The organism is Martelella mediterranea (genome assembly GCF_021021415.1).
Taxonomy (GTDB): Bacteria; Pseudomonadota; Alphaproteobacteria; order Rhizobiales; family Rhizobiaceae; genus Martelella; species Martelella mediterranea_C.
In genome coordinates, this window is the sequence record NZ_JAINWJ010000026.1 from 42,633 (window position 1) to 61,005 (window position 18,373).

The 18,373-nt window shown below is 60.9% G+C and carries 17 protein-coding genes and 3 pseudogenes; 10 read left to right on the forward strand and 10 right to left on the reverse strand.

The window, feature by feature from the left end; genetic code table 11:
- The first annotated feature begins 7 nt into the window (after positions 1-7).
- From K7H91_RS15685 to K7H91_RS15695, 3 genes are read left to right on the forward strand one after another with little or no spacing between them, the layout of a single operon-like run.
- A complete protein-coding gene (locus K7H91_RS15685; RefSeq protein ID WP_230721208.1) occupies positions 8-586 on the forward strand; it encodes a hypothetical protein in 579 nt (192 codons plus the stop codon).
- On the forward strand, positions 583-2,190 hold the full coding sequence (locus K7H91_RS15690; protein ID WP_230721209.1) for a rhodanese-like domain-containing protein: 1,608 nt from the start codon (positions 583-585) through the stop codon (positions 2,188-2,190). The genes K7H91_RS15685 and K7H91_RS15690 overlap by 4 nt, the downstream gene beginning before the upstream one ends.
- Positions 2,187-3,104, forward strand: a complete 918-nt coding sequence (locus K7H91_RS15695; RefSeq protein ID WP_269066288.1) for an NAD(P)-dependent oxidoreductase — start codon at positions 2,187-2,189, stop codon at positions 3,102-3,104. Before K7H91_RS15690 ends, K7H91_RS15695 begins: the two co-directional genes overlap by 4 nt.
- 339 nt (positions 3,105-3,443) lie before the next feature.
- Here the strand turns inward: K7H91_RS15695 and K7H91_RS15700 are convergent, their stop codons facing one another.
- The gene (locus K7H91_RS15700) at positions 3,444-5,687 is read right to left on the reverse strand and encodes a heavy metal translocating P-type ATPase (protein ID WP_230721211.1); all 2,244 of its coding nucleotides are present in this window, start codon (positions 5,685-5,687) and stop codon (positions 3,444-3,446) included.
- A 65-nt stretch (positions 5,688-5,752) separates the two neighbouring features.
- Between K7H91_RS15700 and K7H91_RS15705 the strand changes: the two genes are divergently transcribed.
- The 3 genes and pseudogenes from K7H91_RS15705 to K7H91_RS15715 all read left to right on the forward strand — a co-directional run bounded on the left by K7H91_RS15705 (position 5,753) and on the right by K7H91_RS15715 (position 9,703).
- Positions 5,753-6,169 carry a MerR family transcriptional regulator gene (locus tag K7H91_RS15705; protein WP_230721212.1) on the forward strand — a complete coding sequence of 139 codons (417 nt, stop codon included), beginning with the start codon at positions 5,753-5,755 and terminating at the stop codon, positions 6,167-6,169.
- A gap of 307 nt (positions 6,170-6,476) precedes the next feature.
- A pseudogene (locus K7H91_RS15710) lies at positions 6,477-6,661 on the forward strand (response regulator); the annotation flags it as partial.
- A gap of 105 nt (positions 6,662-6,766) precedes the next feature.
- Positions 6,767-9,703, forward strand: a complete 2,937-nt coding sequence (locus tag K7H91_RS15715) for an autotransporter outer membrane beta-barrel domain-containing protein (RefSeq protein WP_230721223.1) — start codon at positions 6,767-6,769, stop codon at positions 9,701-9,703.
- 124 nt (positions 9,704-9,827) lie between these two features.
- Here K7H91_RS15715 and K7H91_RS15720 read toward each other — a convergent pair whose 3' ends face one another.
- From K7H91_RS15720 to K7H91_RS15735, 4 genes are all read right to left on the reverse strand, one after another.
- On the reverse strand, positions 9,828-10,052 hold the full coding sequence (locus K7H91_RS15720; protein ID WP_230721213.1) for a hypothetical protein: 225 nt from the start codon (positions 10,050-10,052) through the stop codon (positions 9,828-9,830).
- A 136-nt stretch (positions 10,053-10,188) separates the two neighbouring features.
- A complete protein-coding gene (locus K7H91_RS15725; protein ID WP_230721214.1) occupies positions 10,189-10,398 on the reverse strand; it encodes a cold-shock protein in 210 nt (69 codons plus the stop codon).
- A 296-nt stretch (positions 10,399-10,694) separates the two neighbouring features.
- A complete protein-coding gene (locus tag K7H91_RS15730; RefSeq protein WP_230721215.1) occupies positions 10,695-11,720 on the reverse strand; it encodes a fatty acid desaturase in 1,026 nt (341 codons plus the stop codon).
- Positions 11,721-11,900: 180 nt separating this feature from the next.
- Positions 11,901-12,110: a cold-shock protein gene (locus tag K7H91_RS15735; protein ID WP_018066166.1), complete on the reverse strand. Its 210-nt coding sequence runs from the start codon at positions 12,108-12,110 to the stop codon at positions 11,901-11,903.
- Between the two features lie 501 nt (positions 12,111-12,611).
- Between K7H91_RS15735 and K7H91_RS15740 the strand changes: the two genes are divergently transcribed.
- From K7H91_RS15740 to K7H91_RS15750, 3 genes are all read left to right on the forward strand, one after another.
- Entirely contained in the window at positions 12,612-13,004 is a 393-nt protein-coding gene (locus tag K7H91_RS15740; RefSeq protein ID WP_230721216.1) for a hypothetical protein, read from the forward strand.
- A 24-nt stretch (positions 13,005-13,028) separates the two neighbouring features.
- Complete coding sequence (locus tag K7H91_RS15745; RefSeq protein WP_230721224.1) at positions 13,029-13,283, forward strand: hypothetical protein; 255 nt, start codon at positions 13,029-13,031, stop codon at positions 13,281-13,283.
- A 145-nt stretch (positions 13,284-13,428) separates the two neighbouring features.
- Positions 13,429-13,683: a DUF1488 domain-containing protein gene (locus tag K7H91_RS15750; protein WP_230721217.1), complete on the forward strand. Its 255-nt coding sequence runs from the start codon at positions 13,429-13,431 to the stop codon at positions 13,681-13,683.
- Positions 13,684-13,707: 24 nt separating this feature from the next.
- Here K7H91_RS15750 and K7H91_RS15755 read toward each other — a convergent pair whose 3' ends face one another.
- From K7H91_RS15755 to K7H91_RS15775, 5 genes and pseudogenes are all read right to left on the reverse strand, one after another.
- The gene (locus K7H91_RS15755; RefSeq protein ID WP_230721218.1) at positions 13,708-14,511 is read right to left on the reverse strand and encodes a transglutaminase-like domain-containing protein; all 804 of its coding nucleotides are present in this window, start codon (positions 14,509-14,511) and stop codon (positions 13,708-13,710) included.
- A gap of 165 nt (positions 14,512-14,676) precedes the next feature.
- Positions 14,677-15,573: a transglutaminase family protein gene (locus tag K7H91_RS15760; RefSeq protein ID WP_230721219.1), complete on the reverse strand. Its 897-nt coding sequence runs from the start codon at positions 15,571-15,573 to the stop codon at positions 14,677-14,679.
- A gap of 61 nt (positions 15,574-15,634) precedes the next feature.
- Positions 15,635-15,880 (reverse strand): hypothetical protein, encoded by a 246-nt coding sequence (locus K7H91_RS15765; RefSeq protein ID WP_230721220.1) that lies wholly within the window; start codon positions 15,878-15,880, stop codon positions 15,635-15,637.
- Positions 15,881-16,290: 410 nt separating this feature from the next.
- Positions 16,291-16,371 (reverse strand): annotated as a pseudogene (locus K7H91_RS15770) (segregation and condensation protein B); the annotation flags it as partial.
- 53 nt (positions 16,372-16,424) lie between these two features.
- A complete protein-coding gene (locus K7H91_RS15775) occupies positions 16,425-17,666 on the reverse strand; it encodes a LysR family transcriptional regulator (RefSeq protein WP_230721221.1) in 1,242 nt (413 codons plus the stop codon).
- A gap of 116 nt (positions 17,667-17,782) precedes the next feature.
- On the opposite strand from K7H91_RS15775, the pseudogene K7H91_RS15780 reads away from it, so the two are divergent.
- Positions 17,783-18,340: pseudogene (locus K7H91_RS15780) on the forward strand (allantoinase); the annotation flags it as partial.
- Positions 18,341-18,373: the final 33 nt, after the last annotated feature.

Here is an 18,373-nt window from a genome sequence, read left to right on the forward strand (position 1 = left end):
GGATAAAATGAGTGTGGAACAGAACCGTCACGCTGAGGTCGCCAAGACCATCGCCAGGGTCCGCGCGATCTGCGGATCCGGTGACATGAGCCGCGACAAACTGGGGCAGATCGAGGAAGTGCTGCTGGAACTCGCCGCGCGGCAAGACCTTTTTCCCGATAGCGAATTCGGAATCCCGACGGACGAAAAAATTCGCCTCTATCGCCTGGCCGAAGATCCAGACGGCGGCTTCGCGCTCTACCTTCACGCGGCCAATGTGCCTGCCGAAGTCGCTCCGCATAATCACGCGACCTGGGCCGCCATCGCCGGCATTGGAGGAGAGGAGACGAATTTCCTCTATGAACGGACGAATGGCGATGCACCGGTTCTCACCGGCCAAAGGCCAATCCGAAAAGGCGAGTCGATCTCACTCATGCCCGACGATGTGCATTCCATTCGCGCAGGGGGAACGGAACCGCTGAAGAACCTGCATCTTTATGGCCTCGCCATGGAAAAGCTTCACGATCGCGAGTTCTGGGACGCCAAGCGCGCAGTGTGGACCAGGGTGCCGCCGACCTCCGGCATCATCGAGCGGAGGTCCGCATGACCCAGCGTATGACCGCTACAGAGGTTCGCGATCTGGCCGCACGCGGCGGAGAATACGCATTGCTGGATATGCGCGAGGAAGGCGATTTCAGCGAGAAGCGCCTTATGCTGGCCTCCTGCCTGCCGCTCAGCCGGCTGGAGCTGCGCGCCCGCATGCTGGTTCCACGACTCTCGACGCCTCTCGTCATCATGGATGGCGCCGGCGAGGGACTTGCGGAAGTCGGCGCAGAGCGGCTCTCGGCGCTCGGCTACGAAGACATCGTCATCCTCGACGGCGGCGTTGCGGCATGGGAAGCTGCGGGACTACCTGTCTACAGCGGCGTCAATGTTCTGACAAAGGCCTTCGGGGAGGTCATTCACCGCCAGTGCGGCACGCCTGACATAACCGCCAGGGAACTCAAGGACTGGATTGATGACGGCAAGGATCTCGTCATTCTGGATGCGCGCCCTTATGCCGAATATCACGAGCATACCATTCCCGGATCGCTCTCCGTCCCGGGCGCGGAACTGGCGGCCCGCGCGGCGGAACTGGCCCCCTCGCCGGATACCACTATTGTCGTCAATTGCGCAGGCCGGACCCGCTCCATCATCGGTTGTCAGTCCCTGATCAATGCGGGTCTGCCCAACAGGGTACACGCCCTGCGCAACGGTACGATGGGTTGGAAACTGGCAGGCTTCAACCCGGAAACCGGGGCAACGCGCAATGCAGCCGCAAGTGAAACGCTCGACGCCGACGCGCTGCGCCATCGCGCCCGCAATCTGGCGGAAAAATTCGACGTGACGATGCTCAACCCGCAAGACCTCGCAACACTGAAGGCGCCCGGAGACCGCAACGTCTATCTGTTCGATGTGCGCACACCCGACGCGTTTTGCGCCGGGCATGTGGCGGGCAGCGTGAACGCCCCCGGCGGACAGCTGGTGCAGGCCATGGATGACTATGTGGCCGTGAGAAACGGCATTGTCGTCCTGGTCGACCCGTTGCTCATGCGGGCGGTCATGACGGCCTCCTGGCTCAATCAGGTGGCCCAGTGCGAAACCTATGTCCTCGATCCGTGTCCGCCGCTTGGCGAAACCGGCAAGCCGGAATCGGCCGTCCTCAACTTGCCGGCGATATCCCGCATGACAGTTGCCGATCTGGCGGAACAACGGCGCACGAATGCGAGAACGGCAGTCGTTGACTATTCCGTTTCTGTTCGCCATCGCGAGGGCCACATTCCGGGCGCCTTCTGGGCGGTACGAGGACGTGAAGCCGCTCTTGCCGCGACCCTGGGCCCCGTCGACCAGATCGTGCTGACCGGCGAAGATGCGGATCTGTTGCAACTTGTCGCGCCCGAGATCGCGCAGGCAACCGGTGCAGTTGTTGCCTGCCTCGATGGCGATGTGAAGGCCTGGAAAGACGCGGGCCACCCGGTCGAAACCGGAATGACAAAGCCAATCGGTCCGGTGAATGACGTCTGGTACAAGCCTTTCGAGCTGGATGACCCGCAAGCCGAAAAAAAAGCGGCCGAAGCCTATCTGGACTGGGAGGTCGAGCTGACCGAAAAGGTCGCCCGCGACCTTGTCGATTTTCGTCCGATGACCGTTGCAGGAAAGCAGGCAAGATGAACGCGCACCGGGTTCCGCTTCTGTGTCTGATCGACCTGCCCGCAGAGGCGGTCTCGGCCCTGCGGGAGCGCTATGAGCTGCTTCGACCCGAAGACGGTGTGCCCGATAGCTGCCGCGGCATTATCACCGGCTATGGCGGAAAAGTGGACGCGACCCTGCTCGCGCGCTACCCGAACATCGAGATCATCGCATGTTTTACGTCAGGCCGGGACATGGTTGATACCGAGGCGGCTTCCAGGAAGGGTATCGATGTCGTCTCGAACGGTGCGGCGCTGGCCGGATCGGTCGCTGATCTGGCTGTTGCCTTGATGCTTGCCAGCGCGCGTGAACTGCCCGCTCTCGATGCCCATGTCAGATCCGGCCGATGGCGTGAAAGACGCTACCGCCCAGGCATACTTCTTTCCGGGCAGCGGCTCGGAGTCGCGGGCTACGGGGCAATCGGCCAGGGGATCATCCGCCGCGCGATGGCCTTCGGCATGGAGGTGGCGACGTTTACGCGGCGCCCGCCGCACGACAATTTTGTCCGGCATTTCAGCGATCTCAAGACTATGACGACCTGGGCCAACTGGCTGGTGCTGGCCTTGCCGGGCGACCCCTCGACCGACGGCATCGTGAACGAGGACGTGTTGAAGGCGCTGGGACCCGAAGGCACACTCATCAACATCGGACGTGGTTCTCTTGTTGACGAAGCCGCCCTCATCAGGATGCTCGAGACGGGTGGAATAAGAGGCGCCGCACTCGATGTCTTCGAAGATGAGCCGACGCCGAATCCCGCCTTCGCCAAGCTTGCAAACGTCATCCTTTCTCCGCATCAAGGCGCAAACACATCCGCCGCGCTTTCGCTCAGAAGCAAAGCCCTGCGTGAGATGCTCGACGACAAATTCCAGGATGCTGCGGGCAAGCAGAATTGCTGAATGCGGCCTGACGCAAGGCATGAATATCGGGCCCGATAGCCACACCGGTCACGACGCGACCTGCGACTGGCCGGTCTTGCCCGAAGTCGTTCTCGCTTTGGGACAGATGCGGCGGCACGGTGAGGTCGATCCGTTGGTTTGGCGAAGACCGGCATGGCGCGCGAAATACGCTGAGACGATTGCCTTCGCGTCAGCCGTTGGTTTCACCGCACAGAGCAGGCGACTGGGGTGCTACCCGCCGCCGGCGACCGGGACAACTCGCGGGGCCGGCCGGTGAAGCTGATGTATATATAATTGCATAACATGCTACAGCCCGTTTCAGGAGCTTCTGGCGCTCGCTCATGTGCCACGCCCCGTTTGGTGCAGTTCCTGACTGGGAACATGCGCGTCGACGGCGCCGTTCTTGTTCAGCCTATCCCCAGATGCGCCTTGGTGTGCGTCCTCCCCGCGAAAGCGCAGCAAACGCAGGGCATTTACGGTGACGAGCACGGTGGCGCCGGTGTCGGCCAGGATCGCCATCCACAGCGTCGTCACGCCGGTCAGCGTCGTGATCAGGAAGACCGCTTTCAGCCCGAGCGCCAGCGCAATGTTCTGCCAGATATTGCCGAGCGTGGCGCGCGACAATCCGACCAGTTCCGCGACGCCCATCACACGGTTCTTGAGCAGAGCCGCATCAGCCGTCGCCAGAGCGACGTCTGTGCCAGAGCCCATGGCAATGCCAATAGAGGATGCCGCAAGCGCCGGCGCGTCGTTGATCCCGTCGCCCACCATGGCAATGCCGCCGTGCTCATGAAGCTTGGCGATCTCCGCAAGCTTGGCGTCCGGCAACAGTTCCGCCTTGGCCTCAAGGCCGAGCTCTCGGGCGATCGCGCCTGCCGTGCGCCGGTTGTCGCCCGTCAACATCACCGTGCGGACACCGAGAGCATTGAGGCGCGCAAGTCCGCTCGCGGCATCCGCCCGCGGCTCGTCGCGCAGCGCTATGACGCCTATGGGACGCTTGCCGGACAATACGATCACGGCAGTTTTGCCCTCTGCCTCCAGCGTTTCAAGTCTTGAACTGAGTTCCGGCGTGAGATCCCCCTGCTCCGCCGCATAGCGCGGCGAACCGACGAAGACGAAACCATCGCGCAGCCGCGCGGTGACGGCCTTGCCGGGTATGGCCATCGCCCCGCCGAATATCCTCGGCAGTTCGAGACCTCGCTGGGCTGCCTCTTCGACGATCGCCTCGCCAAGCGGGTGACTGGAACCGCCCTCGACCGCTGCCGCTTTCGCCAGCAACTCGGCTTCGTCGCCTTCAAGGGCAATGATGTCGGTCACGCGCGGCTGTCCGACCGTCAACGTGCCCGTCTTGTCGAAAGCGACGGTGCGCACCTTGCCAAGGATTTCCAGCGCAGCACCGCCTTTGACCAGGAGCCCGCGCCGCGCGCCGGCGGCGAGCCCCGAGGCAATTGCCGCCGGTGTAGAGATGACCAGCGCGCACGGGCAGGCAATGAGCAACGTCGCCAGTCCGCGATAGATCCAGATCGACCATTCCGCGCCAAAGAACATCGGCGGCACCACCATGATGAAGGCCGAGACCGCCATGGCCGCGGGCGTGTAGTAGGCGCTGAAGCGGTCGATGAAGCGCGCCGTCGGCGCCTTCGAGCCTTGCGCGTCCTCGACGAGATGGATGATGCGGGCAATCGTGTTGTCAGCGGCCGTTCGGGTGATGCGCACCCGAAGCACACCATTGGCGTTGATGCTGCCGGCATAGATGGCGCTACCCGCCTCCTTCAACACCGGCACGGACTCGCCGGTGACCGGCGCCTCGTCGAGTTCGGATTTGCCATCGATCACCTCTCCGTCAGATGGCACGCGGTCGCCCGGCCGGACCACGACGATGTCATCGATGCCGAGCTCATCGGCGGGCACCTCCGTCACTGCACCGTCGCGTTCGCAGCGCGCCACGCGCGGTACGAGCTTCATCAGCGACTCGATGCCGGCGCGCGCCCGGCCCGCGGCCACGTTCTCGAGAATTTCGCCGACCGCGAAGAGAAAGACGACGATCGCAGCCTCTGCACTCTCGCCGAGGGCAACCGCACCGATAGCGGCGATCGACATCAGCGTTTCTATGCTGAACGGCGTGCCATGCCGGACACCGGCGATGGCGCGCCGGAGGATCGGCAGGATCCCAAACAGCGCCGCCGCCAGATAGACCCATTCGGCGATCGCGGGCACAACCGTTGCGATGATGAATGCGAGACCCAAAAGAACGCCGGCGCCGATGACGAGTTGGCCTTTGCGTGTCTGCCACCAGGCTCGGTCGGAAACGCCACGGTCGCCGGTGGAGTTTTTTTCCGCATCGGCCCCTTCATCCGGCATTAAATGCGGCGTGTAGCCAAGCGAGCGGATGCGGTCCTCCACCGAGCTACGAGACGTGCGGTCTTCATCGAGGACGAGCGACAGCGCCTCCAGCCCATAGTTCACCTTGATCTCGGTGACGCCCGGCAGGCGCTTCAACCCGTTCTCGATCTTGATCGCACATGCGCCGCAATCCATGCCTTCGACGCGGAGTTTGAGCGCGTTGTCAACTTCGGCAGCCATGTGTCCCTCGACGTGTTCGATGCGACACCGTATATGCACCCTGTAGCAACTATAGGGTCAAGACCATGGCACACCAAAACTTCTCGATCGGCGATCTCGCGAAGGCCACGGATACGAAGGTAGTAACCATCCGTTACTACGAGCGGATCGATCTGCTGCCGGCGCCCGAGCGCACGGCCGGCAATTACCGCAGTTATTCGGCGGCGCATCTCGGCCGCCTCAGCTTTATCCGCCGGGCGCGGGACCTTGGCTTCACTATTGAGCAGGTACGCGACCTGCTCAGTCTGTCCGATCAACGTGACCGATCATGCGAAGCCGTCGATGCGATCGCCTGCGCGCATCTCACCGAGGTGGATCGCAAGATCGCCGACCTGCAGGCCTTGCGACGCGAACTCGGTAGCATCATCGATCAATGCGGCTGCGGTACGATCGCCGAATGTCGGATCATCGAGGCGTTATCGCCTGCCCTCACAGGCGATTAAACTTCTGCTGCAGCTTTCACCTGGTTGACGGGAGGGCATGACCGCACGGTCCGAGATATTGGCGACCGTCAGTCGCTAAGACAACCCTTGCAGCAAGCGTCTCTTCCAGCTCCGGATCGAACAAAAACTCGCGCTTTTCCTATGAGATTTTTATGTCTTGGCCTCTTCTTCCCATGCACAAGATTGATCCCGCCCTGTTCGAGCAGGTGATCTTTAATCTTCTGGACAATGCGGCAAAATATGCACCGCCGCGGACCACGATCCGGATGCCGGCGCCAGTGCGCCTGCCAACATTGGGAGATGCCTCATGACCAATCCAACCATCCGGATACTCATCGTCGACGATGAAGTGTCGATCCGCAAAATGCTGCGCGTTGGTCTGTCGGCCGAAGGCTACAAGGTCGTTGAAGCGATGAATGCCCGGGGGCGATGGAGAGCGTCGCGGCAAACGAGCCCGACCTGATCATCCTGGATCTCGACCTTCCCGATACTCACCCTTCAGTTATCTCGCTAATAATAGAATTGTTAATACAAGAATTTTCTATATACCTTATTTATAAGATTATGTTTTACCCCTCCATCGCGTCAGGAATTTTTGTGAATAAAAGCAAATCACGCACTGTTTTGCTGTCGTCCAGTGCTTTTCCGTTCGGCTTTCTGGCGGCTTTCGGCGTTGCCCTTCATGCCCATGCGCAGACACCGACGCCGTATACAACGCTGAATTTCGGGTCGAGCGGGACATTCCTCACCGGCATTCGCGGCAATACCATCGTCGGCAATTACGTGGTGCCCGGCACCACGGCCACGGGCGGTCTTCTTTACGACACCCGCTACGGCACATGGTCGGCGATGCCGGTGGCGACCGCAAATGGCGTCAACTATCCGGGCGCGATCGGCTCCTCGCCCTATGGGCCGAGCTTTGGCAATCAGGGCGGCGTATTGCGCACCGTGGGCAGTTACATCACCGAGGCCTCCTCGCCCTACGACCTCAGCTATCTCTATGACGCGGCCGCGGCTCCGGGAGCCCAGCTCACCGAACTGGTCTATCCCGGCACATCCGACAACCCGACGCTCTACACGATCGCGCACAGCACGTTCGGCGATACCGTGGTGGGCAATTACGATACCCGGCTGGCGACCGGTAACGCCATGATCTACACGATCAGCACCGGCACCTATGTCACCAACAACAAGCCCGGCGCCGTCAGCACCACCGCCTATGGCGTCTATGGCGACATGATCGCCGGCGGCTACGCCGAGGTCGGCCTCGGCGGCGGCATCGGGTTCGAGCACGGTTATCTCTACAACACCGTCACCGACACCTGGGCGACCTATGATCATCCCGGCGCGATCGTCACGCATCTGGAAGGCATCACCAGCGCGGGCCGCTCCGGCGAGTACAACATGGTGGCAAACTGGGTCATGCCGGATGGCTCGCTGCATGCCGGCGTGCTGCACGTGAATGCCCTCGGCATCCCCAGCTGGTACGAACTCGACATCCCCGGCGCCGATGTTGTGTCTTCGAACTCGGCCTATGGCGATACCGTGGTCGGCATCTATCTGATGCCCGGGGACACGGCGCCCAACGGCTACGTCGCCACGGTTGCGGGGATCTACAATCCGATCCGCAATGCCGGTGCGCTGACCTCCGGAATTGACGGCGATGCCGCCCTGTCGGGCCGCAAGGGCGATGACATCATCAATGACGGCACCATCAGCATGACCGGCAATGGCGGCATCGGCATGCGCGGCGAGACATATGGCGTGCTCACCAATAACGGCACGATTGCCGCCTCCGGCATCGCCGGCGCGGCGGTCGAGCTGCACGGCGTTTATGGCACGTTCCTGAACTACGGCACGCTGAGCGCGCCGGCTGTCGCGGATGCCCTGCGCACCGGCCCCGACAGCTTTGGCACCGTTATCGTCAACGCCGGCGTCATCGACGGCCGCATCGCCGCGACGGCGGGGCCGGCAAAGCGGTTCGAAAACAGCGGCTGGATCGGCGTCAGCGGCAACGGGGTCCCGATCACCCATCTCCTCAGCGGCATCTATTCGCAGACCGAGGCCGGAACGCTGTCGCTGCGGGTCGGCGAAACCGGCCATGACAGGTTCGGCCTGACAGGCACCGCCCGGCTTGCCGGCACGCTCGAGGTTCCGTTCCAGACCGCGACGCTGGCCACGAGCTATGACCTGTTCGCCGCCACCGACGAGATCACCGGCACCTTCACCACCCTGACCACGCCCGGCCTGCCGGGTTACGTGGCAACGGCGCTCGATTACGCCGATAACATCGTCACGCTCGACCTGACCTCGCAGATGGCTTCGCAGACCGGCCTGACGGCCAACCAGTCCGCCGTCGGCGGCGCCGTGGATGCGGCCTTCAACAGCGGCCTCCTGGCAACGGCCGGAAACGCGACCGCGGATGCGCTCAACAGCATCTACAGCCTGTCCGGTTCCCAGCTGGCGCCGGCGCTCGGCAGTCTCTCCGGCGAAATCTATGCCAGCCAGCGTTCGGTTCTGCTCAATGATGGCCGTTTTACGCGTGAGGCGGTTCTGGACCGGCTGCGTCAGCTCAACTATGGAAACACGGCGGGACCGCTGACAGCGCTCGGCGGCGAGCAGGCCGACACCGGCAGTCTGGTGACCGGTTACGCCGCTGACACATCCGCGAGCGCCCCCGGCTTTTATGACGGCGGCAGTTCAGGGTTTTCCGTGTGGGGAACGGGTTACGGCAGCTGGGGCAGCTTCGATGGTGACGGCAATGCCGCGAGCCTCGACACGTCGCTTGGCGGGATCATGACCGGCATCGATGCCAGGCTCGACCCCAACAGCTATGCCGGCGTGGCTCTCGGCTACTCTCATTCCAGCAGCACCAGCGACGGCGTGAACAGCTCGGCAGACGCCAACAGCGGGATCATCGCCGCCTATGCGGGAACAAATCTGGACGGCGTGAACGTGCGCGGCGGTGTAAGCTATACCTTCAGCGACGTGAACACCTCCCGCGGCATAGCGCTTCCGGCGCTTGTCACCAGTGCGGATGGTCAGTTCAATGCCGGGCTCACCCAGGTCTTCGGCGAGATCGGCTATGGCATGGAATTCCAGGAAATGGCGATTGAACCGTTCGCGGGTCTTGCCTGGGCGCATCTCAACACCGACGGCTTCACCGAAACCAGCGCGGCGGCCGGGCTGACAGGCGAGAGCCAAAGCTCCGATGTCGGCTACGGCACCCTTGGCATCCGGATCGCGAAAGACTTCGCGATGCAGGGAGGCAGCGTGCTCACGCCCCGCGCAGCACTTGCATGGCAATATGCGTTTGGCGACCTGAACCCTGGGACGAGCTTGAGCTTTGCCGCACTCGGCGGCTCGGCGTTTACCGCAAGCGGCGTCCCTCTGTCCGAAAATTCGGCACTGCTCGACATCGGCCTCGATCTCCAGATCGGCAGCTCGATGACCGCTGGCATTTCCTATGTTGGCCAGTTCGCCAGCGAAACGCGGCAGAATGACGTTCGGGGCACGCTGAGCTGGCGATTCTGAATTCGGATGCCATCTCTCCGGGCCTTTAAGCCCAATTTGTTCTCAAGCGCCTGATCGTCTTTGAGCGATCAGGCGCTGTTTCCGGCGCTCTGCAAAACACCATCTGCACGTCGTGTTGAACACGTCATGCCATCCTGGCCCGTTTGGCGATGAGAGCGGCGGTCGCCGACTTCCGGTGTTCAAGTTCCTTTGCAAGGCGGGCTTCACGAAGCCGCCGCGTCTTTTCCTCGCGGGCCAGAGCGAGGAAATCCATCTCCTCGACGACCGCATTGCGCGCGAAGAATTGCGATTGCGCATTGGCGAAGGCGATCTCGGCCTTCTGGCGAGATTTGCTGTGTGTCTGTGACATGATCTTTTCCGAATTGGACGCCGCACCGTAGCGCGGCAACAAAAAAAGGCCAGGCGGTAAGCCTGACCTTGTTGGTATCGTGCTCTCGACAGTGCCAGTACATCCGTGGTCAATGGAGAGCGGATACCGGGATATTTCAGGCAGCCTGCAGGTTGCAGGCTGACATCTTGCCCGACTTGCTGTCGCGCTCGAGCTCGTAGCCGATCTTCTGGCCTTCCACGAGTTCGCGCATTCCGGAGCGTTCTACGGCGGAGATGTGAACAAACGCATCGGCGCCGCCATTGTCAGGCTGAATAAAGCCGAAGCCCTTCGTCGAATTGAACCATTTAACTGTGCCAGTGGTCATGATGAACCCTTTCATAGCAATAGGAGACCACAACGCCGAAAGCGCTGCGGATGGTGATAGCGATTTTTGGAAGAAAAGGTTCGTTCAAGGAGCGGTGTCAAACGCACAATAACTAAAGCTTAACAAGCAAATATCGACCATCGATATATGGGGCCTTTTCATCCGGCTGTCAACTTTTAGTTTTCCGGCTTCGATTTCTTCGGCATCTGGTTGTGACACCGGTTGCCCCTCTTTGCGGCGGATAAAACAGGGCTGGGCCTGGAGGAGGCGCATACCGCTTGAACAGGTTCCTGGCATCACGCGCTCAAGCGCGCCTGCCGGAATGAAACCAGTCGACCCGTCCTTTCATCCCACAGCACAAACCTGACACAACGCAGGCTCTCCATGAGCGTGATCCGGCCGATGTCGCGCAGTTCCGGGTAATCGCGCAGCACGTCCGGCAGGCGATAGAACGGCACCTTTGCCGCAAGGTGGTGGACGTGGTGGATACCGATATTGCCGGTGATCCAGCGCAACGGGCGCGGAAGGTCGTAATGCGAACTGCCATTGAGCGCCGCGTTCTGGAAATCCCAGTTGCGGCCCTCAGACCAGTGGGTTTCCTCGAACTGGTGCTGGATATAGAACAGCCACACCCCGGCCGTCGCGGCCATCAGCGTGATCGGCAGCTGTACCGTCAGAAACGCAAGCGGCCCCATGAGCCACATCAGCAGGGCAACGGGAATGGCTGCCCCGACCGTGGTGACGATGGTCGAGGTCCAAGGCTCCAGACCTGCCCGCATCAGGCCGAGCGGCAACCGGTACTGGCAGATGAACAGCCAGGCGGGACCGAACCCGAACATCACGACCGGATGGCGATAAAGACGATAGCGCAGCCGCCCCCAGGACGATCGGGCATGATATTCCCTGACCGTCAGCGTATCGACATCGCCGATGCCGCGCTTGTCGAGATTGCCGGTCGTGGCGTGATGAACCGCGTGGGTCCGGCGCCAGTAATCGTATGGCGTCAGGGTGAAAACGCCGATGACGCGGCCGGTCCAGTCATTGGCGCGGCGGCGGGCGAAGAGCGCGCCATGCCCGCAATCATGCTGCAGGACAAACAGGCGTACAAGGAAACCGGCCGCGGGGACCGTCAGCAGCAGCGCCCACCAGTGGCCGTTGAGGACAGCCAGTGCCAGCAGTCCCCACAAACAGACGAAGGGCAACGCCGTGACCGCGATCTCGATCGTGCTGCGGAGCGGGCTGGCCTGCCGGTAAGGCGCAAGCGCTGCGATCCAGGAACGATGGTTCCGTTCGATTTCGGCCTTTGCGGTATTGCGATCCATGGCTTCTCCTGGCTCCGGTCCAAGCTTGACCGGGACGCGCGAAATCTGTCTCGAAATGTTCGCCGCCGCGACCTGCATACGGTCGCTCAAAGCAAGAAAGGCCGAGCGCATTGCCCGGCCGATCCATCCGTCTCGACATTCCGTGCCAGTACATCCGTGGTCACGGAACAGAGACAAACTTTATGCAGCGCGCAGGTTTTCCGCGGCGCTCTTGCCGGACCTGTCATCGGTCACGACATCGAAGGACAGCTTCTGGCCTTCGGCAATGGCGCTCATTCCGGAGCGTTCGACGGCGGAAATATGGACGAATACATCCGATCCGCCGCCCTCGACCTCAATGAAGCCAAAACCTTTGGTGCTGTTGAAAAACTTCACTGTACCAGTGCTCATGACGATTTCCTTTCAATCAATCAGAGAGAATGCCCGACGGGCCATGATGGCCGCGGCCGGACGATAAAGTCGATGTTGATGGGAAAATCACCAGAGCGCGAGGCGCAAAACAAAGTTCGTCAAACAAGATCGATGAGCGTTATATGCGCTGCCTTCGTGTTTAAAACAAGGCCAAATTTCAGTTTTTCTGAAGAAATATCAAAAAAATAAAAATATAATTACTTTTAAAATATTATTACTATGGCCTATTATTTAATCTCAATCGTAGTTATATATGATTTCATGGTCCGCTAAAACCGGCCTCTTAAAAAATCGCCTGAAAAAACGCTCTCCAGAATTTCGCTCGTATTGTGAAGCGATGATGGCGCATGCGCGCAAAAGAGAGCGTCTTTTCCAGGCCCGCGACGCCAATAACGCGCGTCGATATACGCTAAAGCGGCCGGGGAGCGCTGCCGCCGATCACACCAGACAATTCATCCCAAATCGGAAGGAATCGGCATCATGGCAGCAGAAAACAATGGGGCGTCATCCATCGGAGAACGGTGGAAAGCCTATCACCCGGCAAAATCGACACTTGTTTGGGCTTGCATCATCACCGCCATCGTCACCATCGCCATTGGTTTCACCTGGGGCGGATGGGTAACAGGCGGCACATCAAGAACACTCGCTGCCGAAGCCGGGGATCTCTCGCGCGATGAGCTGGCGACGGTCATTTGCGTCCAGAGGTTCAAGGCGGCGCCCGATTCAGCACGGCAGTTGAGCGAACTGAAGGCCATCGACAGCTCCTATAAACAGCGTCAGTTCATTGAGGCTGGCGGCTGGGCAACGATGCCGGGAGAGGACGACGCAAGTCGCGCCGCTGCCACGGCATGCGCCAGCGCGCTCGCAGGGTAAAGAGCAACAGCAAATGAGCTGCCGATGACGCAGCCGGAAACGGCTTTCGCATCGTGCGAAATGCCTGGATTTACAAGCGGCAAGCAAGAGGCGCCACCGCAACAAAGCGCGCCGCACAAATGGAGTCTCCAGATGGCCAAAGGTCAAAAGCGAAGCAATCGCGAAATCAGAAAACCCAAAAAGGAAAAGACCGCGGCGGTTGTCGACGCGCCGTTTGCGGGTTCGCTGGTCAGAAACGCCGGCAACAGCAATGTCACGCGTGGCAAGCCGAAAGGCTGAACCACACGCGAGGGCCGTCGGTTAATACGCCACAGCCCTGCCGAACGATCGTCTGCCAAGCGTCTTTGCTGGGGACAGGGTTCGGTCTGATCGCCAGTTTCAAACAGTGGCATTTCGCGCCACATTCTCAAGGATCTATCCGGTCATGGCACTCGATTTTCCCAATCAAAGCCGCAGCTACGACGAAAACGGCAGACGCGTCCGCTTCACCGGGCATGACGGCATGTTCGAGGTCAGGTTTTTCGTCAGGGCCGATGCGCTGCGCGATCCGGCCGAAGGCGAGGCAAGTTATCTCGCTGCATTCGACGCAGCGCGCGAGAAAATCTACGATGCAGCACGCAGGATTTACCTGAAAGGCCGCAGGGCGGTTTATACCCTGACAGCCTCTGACGTTACCTGAGCCTTCTGTACACGCCTCGCCGGTTCAGATTTCCTCGGTGACGACATCGAACTGGCGGAGAATGGCCGGGCCGAAGGCCGTCGACATCGCCACGTCCGTGGCATCGCGGCCCCTTGCCATCAGGATGCGACCGATGCGCGGCCTGTTGTGGCGTGCATCGACCGTATACCAACGACCGCCGAGATAGACTTCCATCCAGGCGCTGAAATCCATCGGGTTCGGATCCTTCGGCACGCCAATATCGCCCAAATAGCCGGTGCAATACCGCGCCGGGATATTGAGGCAGCGGCAGAGCGTGATGGCGAGATGGGCATAGTCGCGGCAGACCCCGACACCGTCGGTGAACCCGCCAAAGGCGGTCCGGAACGGGTCGGCCTTCATATAGTCGAATGCGATCCGCTGATGGGTGAAATCCAGGATCGCCTGAACGCGCGGCCATCCGAGCGGCGTATCGGCAAAGGTCCTCCAGGCAAAATCGGCAAGCCGGTCGGTGTCGCAGTAGCGGCTGCCGAGCAGGTAGACCAGCACATCATCGGGCAGGTCGTTGATCTGGTGCTGAATCGCGCCATAGGGAACAGGATCGGCAAGGCCGTCATCATATATCTCGAACGCGGTGGAGATCGTGGTCCTGCCCGGCGGCGCGACGATGCGGTTGCAGGCATTGCCGAAAACATCGGTATAAGACGATACATCGATCGGGCGATCGAAGGACAGGACCTGCGCCGTCAGGAGATCCGCCCAGCGGGACGGGAAGACATTGAGGGTCAGCAGCATCGGCGTCGGATTTTCGCAGTCGTAGCCGATATGAAAGCCAGCGCGTATCTTCATGTCCTACCTGTCCCTTGCTTTGATTGATTGATCGATCGCATCTACACACCTAACGCGGCGGCGCGGCGTTCCGCCCGATCGAACGGCCGAATAAATCGATCCCGCTCCGCAATATTCGCGCAGGAACATTGTCGCCCCGCTATACAAGCCGCCACGGTAGCGCGGTCAGACTGCCGCGCTTATGTGGTCCGGCTGCGTCGTGACATTGACCTGCACCTCCATGCCGTCGAAATCGAGCGCCCCTCCATCATAACTGCCCGACAGCGGAACCGCCTGGCCCGGGTCCCGGGCGATGCCGACGCGGATAAGATCGCGATTGCCGACGATGCCGTTGGTCGGATCGAACTCCACCCACCCCGCTCCCGGCAGGTAGACCTGGCACCAGGCGTGGGTCGAGCCGCCGCCCAGCGTCACGGAACCGTCGCGGTCCGGCACATAGATATAGCCGGTCACGAAAGAGGCCGCGAGCCCGAGCGAGCGGGCCGCCTCCATCATCAAGAGCGCGAAGTCGCGGCACGTGCCGCTGCGAAGCGCAAGCGTTTCGCCGGGCGTCTGCGTGCCGTATTCGCTGCGCCGGACATAGCTGAAACTCTCCCTGATCCCGTTGCACAGCGTCATCAGCACATGACCGGTGCGCGCCGTATTGCCATAGGGCACGAACCGTTTCGCCCAGCGCCCGACCTCATCACCGGGGTCGGGATAGTGCCGCGCAATGGTCTTCTCAAGATCGATGGCTTCTTCGTGATCATAGGAAAACGGGAAGCCGGATGCTCTGTGGTCCATCTCCAGATCGAGCGGGATGTGCGCCGTATGATCGACCTCGATCGTGGTCTCGAAGCTGAGCTCCGAGGCGGAAACGCCAACATCGACGAGCGCGACGCAATTGCCGAAGACATCGTGGATCCAATGAATGCGGGCCTCATGCGGGCGAACCTTCAGCGTGCAGCTCAAAAGCGTCTGGTCGAAACTGTCACGGGGCCGGAACATCAGCCGATGACGCCCGAAACCGACCGGCCGTCGATAGCGATAGACCGTGAGATGACGCACCGAAAAGACCGTCATTCAAGGCCTGCACAGTCACGCGGACAGTGCCGGGATACCTCTTTGAGACCGGTCGTTTTCATCACTTTTCGCTGCGCACAAGCGGGTATTCCGGCGCATCGTACAGTCTACGGATCTGTCTGTCGTCGTAACGGCTTTCATCAATCTCCAGCACCGATCCCCGAAGCTGGCAGCCTTCTCTCTCTTCCACGGCAAAACGCACTGCATCTGCGGCAGTCTCAAACCGTTTGTAGCGAGGGCTGCGGTTTCCCTTGGCCCTGCGACCGGGATAGAGGGCAGCTTCGACCATATAGTCGAATTCGTTCATGTGTTCATTCCCTTTGGAGAAAAGCCTTATGGCAAGCCGCGAGACAACTTTTCATCTCATCCCGCTCTTTTGACATCCTACACGAGAAACCCCTCCTTCGTAAGCTATCGGGTGGATGACTGGAGCTGATAGACAGGTGAATCCGAATACATCGGCATCTTGGCAAGCCTGCCCCGCCTCGCCGCCTTTGAGACGAAGTGGCGAAACCCTGTACCTCGGCGTAGCTGCCTTTAAAATGTCGGCCGAACTTGAGCGACATATTCCATGTTGCTGGACAGCATCAAGGTCTTGAAGGGATCACACTTTGCCGACTGGATATATGCCATACAGAAAAGTCACGGGACGGAAGCGCTCGTAGCAAGTTCCCGAACGGCATTTCGACGAGGAGTGGTGTGAGCAGGATATTTTCAATCTTTGCCGACAACGCGGGCAAGCGTTTCACGGGCGACCGGCTCGGCAAAGGCGAAGATCGCGGCCTCGATCCTGAGCATCCACTCGCGCCAACGCAGATCGGGCGGGAACTGATCGGCGAGCCGTGATTCCCTTAGCCTCGGTCAGTTTGCGAAGGCTTTTGCTGACGAGACCCGTGTCCCGTGTCGTAGCGCCAAAAGCCCAGAATATCCTGAAGGTGATCGGCCATCTGTTGCCCGCGGAGATTATCTGCCCACACGAGGCGGAGAACGAGGTTAAACCTGTCGGCAAGCGGACAGGCAATGACATCGTCGTTCGAGATCCTGAGATTGGCGGGCAGTATCGAGCAATAGCCGTGGTTTGCGACAAGGTCGACCGACACCGGGATACTGTCGATCTCGGTAAAGCGGATCTGCGACAGCCAGTTGCTTCCCAGAATGTGTTCAAGAACCTCCTCGGCCACCTGTCGCAGCCCGGCTGCGCGCGATGGCAACACCAGATGGCCGTTGAGCAGCGTTTCCCGGATCAGGCTCTGCTCGTCATGCCAGTCCCTGACCTCCACTCCCGTTCGGCGGACGAAGAAACTGAGGTTGCTGCGATGAATGTCACGGCTCTTCAGGCGCGGCGATGTGGCTGGCGAATCCACCAGGATCGCATCATAGCGCTGCAGTTCGAGGCCCTCGAACAAAGCATTCGCAAGTCCTGGCTGCAGATAGATCTGTGAACCGAAACGGCTGCTCCAATTGGCAATGACATGCCCCAGTATCCTTGCCGACGGGCTCTCCGGTGTCGCCGGTGGAACGCCGCCAAGCGACCAGAATTTCAGGTGACGGCGAAAACGACTTTCCGATGCGGTGGAAAGCCGCGTCCATATATCCCTTAGTTTTTCGACATGCGGCAATATCCTGAGCGCCAGCCGCGAGGGCGTTGAGCCATCGCGGCCGCGCGCGAACAGCGCGCCGCCGAGGCTCTTCTCAGTGGCCGAGATCATGCGCGTCAGTTGCGGCTGGCCGATCTGCAACCGGCGCGCGGACTTTCTGATCGATCCCGTTTCCATGACATCGGCAAACCGGAAAAGAGCGGAAAGCGAAATCGGGCTTTCGATGATCGTGCGTTCCGAAGCATCCTGACATTGCGCATAGATCGCCCGGATGGCGTAGGCCGCTTCATGCAGCAGCGGCCGGAGGCGGGCACCTTCCGCCGTCAGGGTCAACCCTTGCGCGCCCTGCTGAAAAAGCTGCACCGAAAGCGTCTTTTCCAGCCGTTTAATCGCGTCGGAGACCGTCGAGGCGGGCATGTCCAGGCTGCGCGCGGCCCGCAAAACGCCGCCTCTCACCATGGCCTGATCCGCAACGAAAATGGTCGAGATTTTCATTTCCACTCTCCATGCAAACGCGATGGGCGGGGCAATAGGACATATGGCATCCGGATTTTGGGATATAGCATGTTCCAGAATCCGCCGCATAGTCATTTTCGACAGGGAGGGAATGCATGGCTGACTTCGAACTGGTTCTGACGGGACGGATCGTGCTCGCCGATCGCGAGATTCCCGATGGCTTCATTGCGGTGGCGGACGGCAAGATCGCGATGATCGGTCAGGGAAAACCGCCCGCGGCCGCCGAGAGACATGATTTCGGCGACGGACTTATTCTGCCCGGCGCGGTGGATGCCCAGGTCCACTCCCTGTCGCAGCGCGGAACCGAGGGGTTTGCGGCCTCGACGCGCGCGGCTGCGGCAGGCGGGGTAACCACAATCGTCGACATGCCCTATGACGAGGGCGATCTGATCTGCTCCGCCGAGGCTGTAGCGCGCAAGGCCGCGCTCGCCGATCGCGAGGCGCGGGTCAGCGTCGCGCTCTACGGCACCATCCGCCCCGCAGATGGCGCGGCGCGGATTGCCGAACAGGCGGCAGCCGGCGTATGCGGCTTCAAGTTTTCGACCTTCGGCACAGACCCGGAACGGTTTCCGCGCATCCCGCCGGCATTGTTGCGCGCCTGCTTCGACGCCGTCGCGCGCACCGGCCTTGCCGCCGGCGTTCACAACGAGGATTGTTTGTTTGAAGAGGTGTTATGATTGTTGTGG

Bases quoted from the DNA above. Each gene is read 5' to 3' on its own strand.
- K7H91_RS15685 (WP_230721208.1), top strand. From the start codon at position 8: ATGAGTGTGGAACAGAACCGTCACGCTGAGGTCGCCAAGACCATCGCC.
- K7H91_RS15690 (WP_230721209.1), top strand. From the start codon at position 583: ATGACCCAGCGTATGACCGCTACAGAGGTTCGCGATCTGGCCGCACGC.
- K7H91_RS15695 (WP_269066288.1), top strand. From the start codon at position 2,187: ATGAACGCGCACCGGGTTCCGCTTCTGTGTCTGATCGACCTGCCCGCA.
- K7H91_RS15700 (WP_230721211.1), bottom strand. From the start codon at position 5,687: ATGGCTGCCGAAGTTGACAACGCGCTCAAACTCCGCGTCGAAGGCATG.
- K7H91_RS15705 (WP_230721212.1), top strand. From the start codon at position 5,753: ATGGCACACCAAAACTTCTCGATCGGCGATCTCGCGAAGGCCACGGAT.
- K7H91_RS15720 (WP_230721213.1), bottom strand. From the start codon at position 10,052: ATGTCACAGACACACAGCAAATCTCGCCAGAAGGCCGAGATCGCCTTC.
- K7H91_RS15725 (WP_230721214.1), bottom strand. From the start codon at position 10,398: ATGACCACTGGCACAGTTAAATGGTTCAATTCGACGAAGGGCTTCGGC.
- K7H91_RS15730 (WP_230721215.1), bottom strand. From the start codon at position 11,720: ATGGATCGCAATACCGCAAAGGCCGAAATCGAACGGAACCATCGTTCC.
- K7H91_RS15735 (WP_018066166.1), bottom strand. From the start codon at position 12,110: ATGAGCACTGGTACAGTGAAGTTTTTCAACAGCACCAAAGGTTTTGGC.
- K7H91_RS15740 (WP_230721216.1), top strand. From the start codon at position 12,612: ATGGCAGCAGAAAACAATGGGGCGTCATCCATCGGAGAACGGTGGAAA.
- K7H91_RS15745 (WP_230721224.1), top strand. From the start codon at position 13,029: ATGACGCAGCCGGAAACGGCTTTCGCATCGTGCGAAATGCCTGGATTT.
- K7H91_RS15750 (WP_230721217.1), top strand. From the start codon at position 13,429: ATGGCACTCGATTTTCCCAATCAAAGCCGCAGCTACGACGAAAACGGC.
- K7H91_RS15755 (WP_230721218.1), bottom strand. From the start codon at position 14,511: ATGAAGATACGCGCTGGCTTTCATATCGGCTACGACTGCGAAAATCCG.
- K7H91_RS15760 (WP_230721219.1), bottom strand. From the start codon at position 15,573: ATGACGGTCTTTTCGGTGCGTCATCTCACGGTCTATCGCTATCGACGG.
- K7H91_RS15765 (WP_230721220.1), bottom strand. From the start codon at position 15,880: ATGAACGAATTCGACTATATGGTCGAAGCTGCCCTCTATCCCGGTCGC.
- K7H91_RS15775 (WP_230721221.1), bottom strand. From the start codon at position 17,666: ATGAAAATCTCGACCATTTTCGTTGCGGATCAGGCCATGGTGAGAGGC.